The organism is Paraburkholderia fynbosensis (assembly GCF_902859935.1).
GTDB lineage: Bacteria > Pseudomonadota > Gammaproteobacteria > Burkholderiales > Burkholderiaceae > Paraburkholderia > Paraburkholderia fynbosensis.
The window spans coordinates 26,525-39,186 of sequence record NZ_CADIKI010000015.1; the positions used below are offsets into that span (position 1 = coordinate 26,525).

At 58.5% G+C, this 12,662-nt stretch carries 10 protein-coding genes; 5 read left to right on the plus strand and 5 right to left on the minus strand.

Going from position 1 to position 12,662, the window contains the following annotated elements:
• Positions 1–31: 31 nt before the first annotated feature.
• Positions 32–1,258: a DNA-binding protein gene (locus tag HV770_RS23485; RefSeq protein WP_175163463.1), complete on the minus strand. Its 1,227-nt coding sequence runs from the start codon at positions 1,256–1,258 to the stop codon at positions 32–34.
• 2,097 nt (positions 1,259–3,355) lie between these two features.
• Between HV770_RS23485 and HV770_RS23490 the strand changes: the two genes are divergently transcribed.
• On the plus strand, positions 3,356–4,705 hold the full coding sequence (locus HV770_RS23490) for a replication initiation protein (RefSeq protein WP_175163465.1): 1,350 nt from the start codon (positions 3,356–3,358) through the stop codon (positions 4,703–4,705).
• 46 nt (positions 4,706–4,751) lie between these two features.
• On the opposite strand, the gene HV770_RS23495 is transcribed toward HV770_RS23490, so the two are convergent.
• Both HV770_RS23495 and parA read right to left on the minus strand, forming a co-directional pair.
• Entirely contained in the window at positions 4,752–5,807 is a 1,056-nt protein-coding gene (locus tag HV770_RS23495; RefSeq protein ID WP_175163467.1) for a ParB/RepB/Spo0J family partition protein, read from the minus strand.
• Between the two features lie 25 nt (positions 5,808–5,832).
• Positions 5,833–6,495, minus strand: a complete 663-nt coding sequence (parA, locus tag HV770_RS23500) for a ParA family partition ATPase (RefSeq protein ID WP_121319770.1) — start codon at positions 6,493–6,495, stop codon at positions 5,833–5,835.
• Positions 6,496–7,845: 1,350 nt separating this feature from the next.
• On the opposite strand from parA, the gene arsC reads away from it, so the two are divergent.
• Positions 7,846–8,205 carry an arsenate reductase (glutaredoxin) gene (arsC, locus tag HV770_RS23505; protein WP_175163469.1) on the plus strand — a complete coding sequence of 120 codons (360 nt, stop codon included), beginning with the start codon at positions 7,846–7,848 and terminating at the stop codon, positions 8,203–8,205.
• An 85-nt stretch (positions 8,206–8,290) separates the two neighbouring features.
• Here arsC and HV770_RS23510 read toward each other — a convergent pair whose 3' ends face one another.
• A complete protein-coding gene (locus tag HV770_RS23510; RefSeq protein ID WP_175163471.1) occupies positions 8,291–9,274 on the minus strand; it encodes a sulfonate ABC transporter substrate-binding protein in 984 nt (327 codons plus the stop codon).
• Between the two features lie 220 nt (positions 9,275–9,494).
• Between HV770_RS23510 and HV770_RS23515 the strand changes: the two genes are divergently transcribed.
• From HV770_RS23515 to HV770_RS23525, 3 genes are all read left to right on the plus strand, one after another.
• The gene (locus HV770_RS23515; RefSeq protein ID WP_175163473.1) at positions 9,495–10,871 is read left to right on the plus strand and encodes a GntT/GntP/DsdX family permease; all 1,377 of its coding nucleotides are present in this window, start codon (positions 9,495–9,497) and stop codon (positions 10,869–10,871) included.
• Between the two features lie 133 nt (positions 10,872–11,004).
• Positions 11,005–11,295 carry a DUF1272 domain-containing protein gene (locus HV770_RS23520; protein ID WP_175163475.1) on the plus strand — a complete coding sequence of 97 codons (291 nt, stop codon included), beginning with the start codon at positions 11,005–11,007 and terminating at the stop codon, positions 11,293–11,295.
• A 255-nt stretch (positions 11,296–11,550) separates the two neighbouring features.
• Positions 11,551–11,838, plus strand: coding sequence for a hypothetical protein (locus tag HV770_RS23525; protein WP_175163427.1), 288 nt, complete (start codon positions 11,551–11,553; stop codon positions 11,836–11,838).
• 265 nt (positions 11,839–12,103) lie between these two features.
• On the opposite strand, the gene HV770_RS23530 is transcribed toward HV770_RS23525, so the two are convergent.
• On the minus strand, positions 12,104–12,310 hold the full coding sequence (locus HV770_RS23530; RefSeq protein ID WP_121319760.1) for a hypothetical protein: 207 nt from the start codon (positions 12,308–12,310) through the stop codon (positions 12,104–12,106).
• Positions 12,311–12,662 lie beyond the last annotated feature (352 nt).

A 12,662-nucleotide genomic window follows, 5' to 3' on the forward strand; every position in this document is an offset into this window, starting at 1 on the left:
CCGAATTTCCTCACCTTTGGCGTTTTATCCGCTATCGCACCGCGTCGAATTGGCGTGCCGGCGCGGCAGCCGGGTCGCTCGACAAAAAGCGGCTGAGCGCTGCAAGCCTTGATTCGCCGAGTCCCGACGAGTGCTCACATTCCGGGCAAAGGAGCTCGAAGCGGTGATCGACTTGCGACAGCTCCGGCTCACCTTCATCGCATTTCGGGCAGCGTTGCGGCAGCATGACATGGCCGTCCGCCGACGTGCCGATCACGCGCAGCTCGTCACTGGTGAGCCGGCCCGCTTCGACGAGCGAACAAATCAAGCCACCGATTGCCGCATCGATGCCTTGTCGGCCGCGCAACACGGTGACCTCTTTCGTCAAGGCATCCACCTCATCCGATTGCTCGCGCAACTGAGCGTCGAGCCGATCGCCGCGCGCCTTGGCCGCCGCGATTTGCTGAATAAACTCGAATTCCTTGCGACTCGCGTCGCGAACGCCCGATTGATACGTTGCCGCCATGCTGCGCAGCGAATCAAGTTCCACCAGCATCGGCTTGACGCGCCGCTCCGCTTCGGCGACCGCGTCCTTGATCTGTTGCGCATAGTGTTCGGTGCTTTGGCGCAACTCGACATGCAATGCGTCGATCCGGTCACGCAACGTGGCGTTGGTCGCCAGTTCATTATCGAGACGCTGACGGAGCGCTTCGTTTTCCCGCTCGAGTCGACGCACCGTCGACTGCAAGCCTTCCTGGTGAACATTTCCATGCGTGGTTGCACTGGATAGCTCGGTTTCGAGCGCACGAACACGCTCCCACGCCGCTTCAGCGCGGAGTTCGCTGCGCTTGATCGCCTCGTCCGCTGCATCCCGGCGAATTTCCGCGTCCCGTGCACGTTGCTCGGCGACCGCGATTTCCGCACGAATTTCCTCGCGTTCGCTCACGAGCGTTGTCTGCGCGTGAGCAAGCGCCTCTTCGAACAATGCCCCCAACAGCTCGCCAGCGCGATCTTCCAATGCTTTAGGGATGGCCCCGGCACCGACTTTCACTCGTGACACGTTCCGGATGCGTTCCCAGAAGTGGTCGATGTCCTTCGGGATGTCGCTTGCACTGCCGGTCTGCGTGAGATCGCGAACCGCCGCCATGGATGGGCGTACGCCAAGATCGAAAAAGAGGCGTTTGCATGCATGCAGAGACAAGTCTTGCCGTCGGACGCCTTGAGCACGCATCGTTTCAAGCTCGCCGCGAATAGCTTGTCGTTCCTGGTCCAGATTCATGTCAGCCCTCGATGTCGCTCGAATTGGATGGATCATAACAATTTACGTAACGTTTGCTACCTATTTGTTCGGAGCGTGGCGGTTTTGTTGAATTGATGTGCTTTTGAGCACCCCGGAGGCTGACTGACTCACGTCTACTGGTTTTTTCCGTGAAACAAAACGAAGATTAACCAATAACCCTTTGTATAGAAAGCTCTTTTGCTTACTTTCCGCCGATCGTGCACTGTTTCACGAACCTTTGATGAGAGGACGGTGGGTGAAGGCTTTGTCCGGAGGACTCGCGGGGAGAAATGCTAGAGAGTAATAAAAGTAAACACCTTTGAACCCATGTTAAAAACGTTAACGCCACGGCAAAGCCTTATCTGGCAAGGGTTCCAGCACGGTAGGGTGAAGCTTTGCGGGAGACGTGGTGAGGTTTTGCGGGAACGTTGGGTGATGGGGTTCGGGGGGCTCGGTGAGCAGGTCCGGGACAGAACGTGAGCGGGTTCGGGAGCCGCCGTCAACATGCGGCTGACCAAAGGTGAGATTTTGCAGGACCTGATTGCGGTTGGCAGCCCGATGGCGCTTGAAAAGTCTCTTCCGACGTGCGTCGGGTCAAGGGTGAGCGCTTTCGGGAGTGTCGGCGATGGTGGTTGACGGTCTTATTTAGAGGCCGTCAACCCCATCGGTGAGCGAAGTCAGGAGAAAACGAGAACCGAAGGTGAGACTTTACGGGGCCAAGGGGCGTTTTTGCCATAATTTTGTGCATTCCGGGGCGTGAGGTGAGCTTTTGCGGGAGTACGAAGACGCTGAGGGCGAAAATTGTGGGCTGGGGCCTCGGCTGCCGGGTGTTGGAATTGGAGAGGTGAGGAAATTCGGGAGGTGGTGTGCGGCCGGATTTGCTGCCGGCAGAATTGCCTTGTTTTCGTCAAAGGTGAGGCTTTTCGGGAGGATTCCGAACAGCTTTTTACGGCTGAGGTGAGGAAATACGGGATCAAAATGGTGCCCGCGGCCTGAAAAAGCCCTACGGAAGCCGCCTTCGGCACTGCTACTTTGTCGCGCTCGAATTTCATGGGTGAGGTTTTTCGGGACCTTCGAGGAGGTGTTTGAAAGGCACTCTTCTTGGCAAGAAATGGTTAGAGGTGAGGAAATACGGGACGCCCATTGGTTTTCTCGTTAATATGTCTAAGCTAAGTCATTGAAATTGTTGAGATATCGGTTGGACCTTTTTAAAGGTGAGGCTTTTCGGGAAGATATCCTCGGGATGGGGAAAGTGCCCGGAAAGCCCAAAGGTGAGGCTTTTCGGGATCATTTTGGAGTGCGTTTTGGGCGCAATGCTGCGGGAGCCCGCATCATTCCGAGCGTTCAGGGGGAGCAAAGGTGAGCTTTTTCAGGGGGCGTGAGCAATGCGTCACGTCCTGACACCGGCAGTCTTTTCCGTCGATTTCGCCCACCGGTGTTGACGTGATTCGGGTGGTTGTCGGCATTGCCGAGAAGCTTTGGCATTTTCATTGATCTAACCCGCAGCCATTATCGGATTGCCGCGCGTACCCATGGAGAAGATAAGGCGATGGCGCGGCACCTCTCGTGCTCGGTGAGACGTTGCCGACGGCGCCGCGCGGGAAAGGCTGTTGCGTTGTCCACCTCGGCTTCTGCGGCGGCAGGCGGTCTGCGAGCGGGATTCACACGGCTTTGTCGCAAGAAACGCTTCACGCGGGGTCGCAACTGCTGCTCGCCGACTCCACTGAATTCTTCCCGCTGCTTCCCCTTCCCGCCCACGAAACGTTGTGAAGCACCCCGGAGCCTGGTTTCACCCTAAGGCCAATTCGCACTGCGAGGCGACGTTGCCCGAAATTCACGAAATTTTTATGGTGAGGAGATTCGGGATCGAATGCTCCCCGTTCGCCCGCGCTGCGAAAAACTGGGAATTTGCGAAGGCCGCGACCCGTAAGGATGGCCCGAACCTGGCGTCAAACGGTTGAGGTGAGGGTTTTCGGGAGTTGCTCGAGGTGAGTCGTGGCTCGTAAGCTCACTTCACCGGGAACGGTGAGATTCAAGCTGTAGACGCGCATCACCACAGCCGGTATGCTCTCGCCAAATCCCTCCTCGACCAGACGCATGGCCACGAAGCGCGCGAAGAAGACCGATGTAGTCAGCCCGAGCTCCGCGGAATTGCGCAAAGCCGTCGAGGCGATCGCTATTCAGCCGAAGAGCGGCAAAATCACGCTGCTCACCCGCAAGCTGTTCAACGTGCTCCTCGCCGTGGCTCAGCAAGCCGACGAATCGGGCGACACGTACCGGGCCTTGCTGTCCGACATCGTCGCCAATTCCGCATTCGATTCGAACGACACGGCACTCGTCAAGGAGCACCTGCGGCGCATGGTGTCCGTGCAGGTCGAATGGAGCACGGGCACGTCCAGCCAGAAACCCGGTCGCAAATGGGGCATTTCCACGTTGATCGCCGACGCGGAAATTCTCGAAGACCCCACCACCCGCCGCGTCTGGGTGGAATTCTCTTTCGCGCCGAAGATCAAGAAGAAGCTGCTCGACCCGGTCCAGTATGCGCGTCTAAGTCTGCAATTCCAGAGCCAACTGCGCAGCAGCGCGGGTCTTGCGCTTTACGAGATCTGCGTGCGCTATCTGACCAACCCGAGCCATCTGACGATGCGTGAGACGTGGGAATGGTGGCGCCCTATTCTCTCGGGCACGCCGGACACGGAAGCCGGCGACGAAGCGAAACGCGAATACAAGTACTTCAAGCGCGATTACTTGCGGCCGGCGATTGCTGAAGTCAACGCTGTCACCAATATCTTCGTCGAGTTGATCGAGCATCGCGAAGGGCGGCGTGTGGCCGAAATCCAGTTTCGCGTGACCGAGCGCAAGCAGCCAATGCTCGCTCTCGACGAGCATCCGAATGTGTTCGACAGCACGCTGGTCGACCGGATGGTGAAGATCGGCATCCCGCTGAAAGAAGCGCAAACACTGTATGCAGACAGTGAAGAGAACCGTATTCGCGCCGCGTTGCAGATGACCGAGCAACGCATGCGCAGCACGTCGTTGCCGGCTGTGCGCAGCGCGCCCGCGCTGTTCAAGGACGCGTTGAAAAAGGGTTATGCGCCGCCCGTCGAAGCATTGCCGTCAGGCAGTGGCGGGAAGGTTGCGGTCGCCGCGCCGGCAGATGATCTCAAAGCGCGATTGCTGGGCGAATATTCGGCACATCGGCGCAAAGAAGCGTACGAGTTGTACAACGAGCAAGGCGAGGCGGAGCGGGAGATCGCACGGCAGTCGTTTGAAGAAGATGAATTGCCGGGACTCGGGACGCACATGCGTGACGACTGGCGTCGTCGCGGGTTGGATTCGAAGATTGTCGAAACGGCCTTTTTCGATTGGCTCGCACGCAAGACCTGGGGCGAGCCGACCGACGGCGACTTGCTCGCCTTCACGCTGAGCCAATCGCGCGCAGCCTGATTCTTTGAAGAGGTAGGCGGCGACGATTGAACGCCGCCCAGCGCTCTTACTTCAGTATCTTTTCAATTTGCCGCAGGATGTCATCACGCTTCTCACGCGTGAGCCCCTTCAGGCGCAGTTCGATTCGATCATCCCCATACGATTTGAGATCGCCCACCGACACGCCCTCGAGTTTGATTTCGAGACGTTGCGCGTAGCGTTGTCGACCTGCCGGTTTGACGCTTTCCTGCGCGCTCACTCTGCCCTTCACGATATCCGCGACTTGCCGCGTGCTCAGGTCGTCGGAGAGGATCTTGTTGATCAACCGCAGTGTTGCGTCGGCACCCCGGGCGGTGTGGTATCGACCCACCTGATACGCCATGTTGGACCCGAAGCGGTCAGGACGCGCGACCATCTCGTGCATCACGGGCTCAGGCAACTTGGCGATGGACAAGGCGACCGCGACAGTGGATTCGTCCAGGCCGAGATGTTCTGCAAGCTCCTTCTGGCTCTGGAAATGACGATCGTCAAGAAAGCGTTTCCAGACCACTGCATTGTCGAAGACCGTCTGCGAGTCGCGTTGGACGTTGAGGTCGTAGCCCAGCTTGTAGCTCTGAATCCCGATTGGCAGATCGATAACGACCGCCTTCACGGATTCCTTGTTCGCCTCTTTCAGTGCGCGCACACGTCGACCACCATCGCTGACAAAGTAGGTGCCAGGACTGTCGTAATCGGGAATGACGTGAATCGCCTGCTGCTGGCCCTGCTTGGCGAGATTGACAGCAAGGTCCGCAATCGACGACTTAAGGTAGAAGTGCCGGGGATTGAACGGGCTAGGCTTGATGCTTTTCAGCGCAAGCTCGATGACCTGATTGGGTTTGTACCCGTGTTCGATTCTCCACGCCCGGTAGGCGGCCGATTCATTGGCAGTATCGACGGTATCGGTTTCCGGGACGTTTGGCGCCGCCGTGGTGGACATTGGACGCGCAGGGGCCGCACTGTTCCCGGGGCTATTCTTGACTAGGCCGTCGATCGCATTCAGACGGTCGAGCGCGGTTCGCTTTTCGCTGCTAGTCGTATCAGGACGTGCTTGAAAGCCTTTGGCGAATTGGGAGGGTTTCATTCAGGGTCCTTTATGCGCATAAATTTCACGGGAGCAAGGCGGCGATCTCGTTCGCGCACGCCCGTACTTCAAGGGCGGCAAGCTTGGCGCCCCGGTCGTTCATCTGAAGTACCGTCTGCCCTAACGCCATGGCCTGCTTGTAGGCTTCACGTGTCGGAATCTGGGTCTTGAGCAGAGGAAAGCCGAGTTCTTCCAGCGCACGCTTCAGTTCGCGCGTCAGCATCCGTTTCTCTTCGGTCTTGTTGAGTAGAAAGACTGCGCGCAGATCTTCGTTCATTACCTGGGCTTGCTGGACAAGCTTGACCAATCCGATGCTCGACCAGTAGTCGGCGGGCGATGACGACGTGGGAATGACTGCAACGCTCGCTGCAAGCAGGACGACCCCAGAAACCTTTTCGGTAATGGAGGGCGGGCAGTCGACGACGATGATGTCATAGTCAGCCACGAACTTCTTGATCTCACGATGGATCTGGCTGCCTGCTTCGGAGAGGTTGACTACCGGGAAAGGGATGCCGGTGTCGCCGTCTGATGATGCACTGGCCCAGTGAATCAGTGTGTTCTGACCATCTGCGTCTACGACGAGGACGCGTTTGCCTTTCTCGTGAAACGCGGCGCCGAGATGCATCGCGATTGTGCTCTTCCCGACCCCGCCCTTCTGCTGTGTTACCGCGATGATTTCTGCTGCCAAATTTCACCTCCTCTTTTTTGGACGCAAATGGATTTTACCTGGATGGATTTCCATTTCAATCATTTTTATGAATTCGAGATAGAAATTGGCCATTCGATATAGGTTTATGCCCATAAAGAGCGTGAAGGCGGGAAAAGGCTGTTGGTGCGGCGGTCCGCTGGGTAGGCGGACGAGGGTTGGGAATGCTTGAACGAAAGAGGGTGGAGCGTGATCCGTATCGGCTTCTGAGCGGGCCGATTTGATTTTGGTGTTTCGCTGCACGCATCGGGGTTGGTGTGGGCATTCTTCCGAAGCTCTCATGGAAGAGTAAGCGTTCAGCAAAGGTGGGCTAGCGCTGACCCATGTTCGGTGGATGATGTGACAGGACTTTATGCGCATAAAGTCTACTCACGCGAGTGGGCCGGATGGTCCCGCTGGAGGCGTCCCGACAGCGATTGAGAGAGAGAGAGAGAGAGAGAGAGAGGCCCGTCGGTCGCTTTTCGATCGCAGGAGCGTCCCCGCATGCGCGTGGTAGCGGGAGATAAAAGACGCACGCGCGATGCCGGCGATGCATGTGAATCTCAGGATGGTTTCGGGCTTGCTGCCGCGTGTGAATTGACGGATGGCGTCAGTTCATCTCCTCTCATAACCGAGAATCGCTGGCGTGTCAGAAAAGGGGATGTGATTAAGTTCGAAACTGCAGAATAAAGCGTGCTGCAGATTCGCCCAATGTGAACCCGCTGGGAGATTTTTTCGTGGTTGGAACTGAGTTACGGGTCGCTTCGGCTGCGTATTACTGGTACTAGCCGGTACTCGACCTATCAGACACTGTCAGTCGAGATGTCGTCTTTCCCGACCAGATTATGATTCTCCGGAGGAGAGTCAAAGCTCAAGCCTGCGCCCATGGCGCACCGCTCGCGGCTTCGGGCTTGACCTCTTGCTGTTCCTGAAAGGGCTGCTATCGAGTCGGAAATGAGGAGATGAACTGACACTGTCTGTCGAGCCAAGTGCTGCGGTTTCCATGTCACTGCCGGTGCCAAAAGTTTATGCGCATAAACTACCCTTCCCTCTTATTCCATCCCAATAGCTCCCGTTCCCCGCCCTCCTGTCTGAACCCGAGCACAAAAGCGACATGAGTAAGTAAGACACAAAAAAACAAAACAGCCTCGAAACAATTTCACGCGACCCTACCCATCTACATCCAACAAGTAGACCACCGTCTGTGAACTGCGAAATTCCTCCCCCAAATGCGGCCGCTCTCCCTTCCCTCCAACCGGATAAGAAACAGACAGGAAGGTTGCCAACGCGCCGGCCTACTTTCACCGGCTAAAATTCCGCACACGCCACCCAGACTACCGAGCACTTACTCCCATGATCACGATCTACCACAACCCCCGCTGTTCGAAATCGCGCGCTACTTGCGAACTCATCACCAGCACTTACAACAGCACGAACGAAGCAACTGAAGTCATCGAGTATCTAAAGCATCCGCTCACCGTCGCTCAGCTCAAACAACTCAACGCACAACTAGGCTGCACGGTCCGCGAGATGATCCGCGACACGGAAGCCGAATACAAAGACCTGCAACTCGCCGAGACCACCCTGACTGACGCTCAGTTATACGAAGCATTGGCGGCGCACCCCATCCTTTTGCAGCGACCAATCGTCTTGCGAAACGGGCGTGCTGTAATCGGTCGCCCGCCGGAAAACGTTGCTGCGCTATTTGCCTGAGCGTCGAAAGAAAGCCGGCTCGCGTGATACAACAGCGTCGAGAGTCACAAGCCGCAGCACATCAGCGCCCAACCCCGAAAGCAAACTAAGCTTTCCCCGGCAACGCCGCATCCTTCGTGACAATCTTCGTCGGAATGAGGCGCAGCTCGCTGAATGTGTCCGCGATGCGTTGCTGTTCCGCGAGCACGCTCGCATCGATGGGCTTGTAGATATGCGCGTAGTGGCGCAAGCCCGCTTCGATCACACTCGCGTCGAGCCCCTGAATCGGCGCGAGTTGAGCGGCGGCCTCTGCGTAGTGACCACGCACCCACGCTCCCTCTTTGGCGACCTCATCCATCATGATTGCGAGCACCGCGCTGTTTTGCTGCGCAAACGGCCGCGCGCTCAGGAAGAACTGATGGTGGCTCACGATACCGTCGGCATCCGCGAGCAGGCGCGCGTTCGTCTGCCGTTTCGCGGCTTCGAGGAATGGGTCCCAGATGGCCCATGCGTCGATGGCGCCACGTTCAAAGGCCGCGCGTGCATCGGCGGGCGCCAGGTAGACGGGCTGAATCTCGCTGTACTCCACGCCGTTCTTCTGCAACGCGGCGACCAGAAACCAGTGCACGTCCGAGCCTTTGTTCAGCGCGATCTTTTTGCCCTTCAAATCGGCCAATGTTTTGATCGGCGCATCCTGATGCACGAGGATGCCTTCGGCGTGTGGCGTCGGAATTTCATATGCGGTGTAGACGAAGTTCGCCCCCGCGGCCTGCGCGAACACCGGCGGCGCCTCGCCGACATAGCCGAAGTCGATTGCGCCGACATTCAGCCCTTCGAGCAATTGCGGGCCAGCCGGAAACTCGGTCCACTTGACGGTGATGCCCTGCGGTGCGAGCCGCTTTTCCAGCGTGCCGTGCGACTTCAGCAACACGAGTGTGTTGGCGGCTTTCTGATAGCCGATGCGAAATTCCTTCGTGTGTGTATCGTCGGCGAAAGCGGAACTGCAAACGGCTGGCAGCGTGGCCACGGCGAGCGAAGCGCCTGCGCCGGCAAGAAACGCGCGGCGCGTGAGATGCGAATGATCTGACATGGAAAGGCTCATTAAAAAGACGGCCGCAAAACGGGTCGATTGGCACCGACGATAATTCGTCTGCAAGCCTGGACGAACCGATAAATTCGCATAAGCAAATCATGCAAGTGAGCGACGCACCTAAACCGTGCCGCCGGCCTAGCTGCGCCGGGCCGTCACCGGCCGCTACAATTTGCCACTCGCAAAACCGCGGCTGCGTCATTGATTAAAAAGGACCATCGTGCATCTGACGGCAACACTTACTCCGTGGGCATCCCACGACACTCAACTCATTTTGTCGTGTGCGCTGGGGCTCGCACTCATCATCGTTTTCATTAGCGTGCTGAAGCTCGCGCCGTTTCTGTCGATTCTGGTTGGCACGTTTGCGGCGGGTTCTGCCGCCGGCTTGCCGCTCGAAGCGGTCGCGAGCGCATTCAGCAAAGGCGCGGGCGCGTTGCTCGGCGACGTCGGCATCATCATTGCGCTCGGAGCGATGCTCGGTGCGCTGATGGCAGAATCAGGCGCCGCCGACCGGCTCGTGTCGACGATTCTCAAACACTCCACCCCGCGCACATTGCCGTGGATGATGGCCGTGGTCGCGCTGATCATCGGCTTGCCGCTCTTCTTCGAAGTCGGCCTCGTGATGATGGTGCCGATCATCTTCGTAATGGCGCGCCGCTCGCAGCAGCCGATCCTGCGCATCGCGATTCCCGCGCTGGCAGGCATGACCACGTTGCATGCACTGCTGCCGCCGCATCCGGGTCCGCTGATCGCCGTAAGCGCGTTGCACGCCGATCTCGGTCTGACGCTCGGCCTTGGGCTGATCGTCGCGATTCCTGCGGTGATTCTCGCGGGGCCGCTCTACGGCATCTTTCTGTCCAAGCGGATGCATGTCGCCGAGCCGGAAGAGATGGGCAAGCTCTTCACCGCTCAGCAAAACACCGCCGAGCCGCCGAGTTTTGCCATTTCGCTGATCACGATTCTGCTGCCCGTCGTGCTGATGCTCGGCCGCACCATTGCGAAGCTGTTGCTTCTGCCCGAAACGTTCGTGTTCGACACGCTGAATTTTTTGGGTGAACCGCTGATTGCGCTTGGCCTCACCGTGCTGTTCGCGGTAGTGGCGCTCGGTTGGTCGCGCGGGATGGCGCGTGAGCGCGTCGGCGGGATTTTGCGCAAGAGCCTGCCGCCGATCGCCGCGCTGCTGTTGACCATTGGCGCTGGCGGCGGCCTGAAGCAGGCGCTGGTGGTGGCGGGCATCAGCACGACGATCGGGAAGATCGCGGTGGGCGCGCACATGCCGCTGATTCTGCTGGCTTGGCTGATCGCCGTCGCACTGCGCCAGGCTACCGGCTCGGCGACCGTCGCAACCACCACCACGGCGGGTATCGTCGCGCCGGTCGTCGCCGGATTGAGCGCGACGCACAACTCGCTAATGGCGCTCGCGATCGGCGCGGGCTCGGTGTTCTTCTGCCACGTGAACGACGCGGGTTTCTGGATGGTGCGCGAATACTTCGGCCTGCAATTGAAACAGACGGTGCTGGTCTGGTCTGTATTGCAGACAATCGTTTCGGTCGTCGGCCTCGCGCTGACGCTCGTATTGTGGACCGCGTTGACGTGACAACGGGATCGACCGCGCGGAGCACCTGCCGGCGCTGAGGCCCGGCAGCTTTCCGGGGAGGCCTGGGCCGCTTACACTTGCCGGCAAGCGAGGCGCACCCCGTGCCTCGCGCCCTGAAAGCGGAGCCACTGCCATGCTCGAACTGAGGCCGTCGTGCGAAGGATGCGGCAAGTCGCTGCCCCCAAACGCGTCCGACGCGATGATCTGCACGTACGAATGTACCTTCTGCGAAGTCTGCGCGTTGACCCGGCTGCGCAACGTTTGTCCGAATTGCGGTGGTAATTTCCAGCATCGGCCGATTCGCACGCGCGCCCAGCTGCAGAAACATCCGGCGCGTATTGAACCGCATGTCGGTGCGCTCGATGAGGCATCGCATGCGCGGTTTTTCGAGCGTTATAGCGACACACCTCCTAACGAGCGCTAATCATGGCGGCGGGGTTGCTCGCTGCCAGTATGCCGACGCGATGGATCAATCATCGGTGGCGCGCGCCCTCGTCCTTCTTTCCCGCGTTGCCGATGTTTGACTCTGTGTTCGCCAGCAAGGCAACCGGCCGAGCCAGGTCGCATCGGTCACCCAGTGAAATCGCCGCAGGGCTAGAAAAACATTATTGCGCGAATTGAAATCAAGCCGGTTTTCCGCGAGTTCATGGCTAGACCTCGATCGCGGCCTGCCTGTTACATGTACCGTCAAATCAATGCCGGCACTGCTTTCGGATTATTTCAAAAACTGAAAAAATGTCTTCCTGTCTTCGGTATTTTTAGGCAGCTACTGAATCGCTATCCTTCAGCCATCGATCGCACAGATCGCGAACCAACGCTGATGAGGAGTAGCACCATGAAACGCATTCTTTCCGCCCTGATTGCTTCCGTTGCTTTGTTTGCAGCCGCTTCGGGCGCAGCTCACGCTGCCGCTCCGGCACAGTGCAACGGCCCGGCATCGTACTGCAACGTTTTTTTCGGCAACTAATCGGCCGACGGACGCGACGGACTCCGTCTGGAACGCGTTCATTGCCGAGCTGGTTTGCGAAGACAAAAAGAGGGCGCCAAATATGGCGCCCTCTTTGCATTCAAGCTCAATTGCGTGATGTCGCAATGGCGAGGCACTCCCAAGGCAATGGCAACGCTCACCTCACTTCGCGCTTACCAAGCCGCGCCGCATCGGTGAGATGCCCGCTCAAGCGTCCCTTCGCCCGACTGCCTCTCGCCAACGCGCCCCGCCCTGCGAACGGCCGCTAAATCTTGCCGCCGCCATCCATCCCACTGCCCTTACGCCACACTTCCTTGCCGCGCTCGGATAGCTCACCACTGCTATGCACCTTGTCCGCTTGCGTACCATCGACGGCCATCTCGCCGCCGGGTTGCTCCTGCGCTCGCTGCTTTTCCTTCTTGCGAGCCGCAACCGCTTCGTCGTGGGACTTGCCTGCGTAATTCAGACTCATGGCTGTTTCCTCCAAAAATTGCACTCCCGCTATAGCTGAAGCAACGCGCATGCGCGCATGGCAGCCGGGAGTCGACGCGCGACCGCCTTCAGATTTACCCTTCGCCATGCTCCGCGCCAACCGGGTTCGCGGTGATTTTTGCCAAATGCGACACGTCGCAGCCGACCTACAGCCCCGCCACCACATCCTGACCACACATCTGCCTCAAATCGTCCAGTACCGAAGGCATGCTTGATTGACAAGGCAAAAATACCAGTTATCCACAAGGTTATTCAGGGTTTCTGTGGATAACTTTGCGGGTCGCGGAGTTATCCACCGATCACCTTGCGCGCCGCATATCGGCGCCGATGCA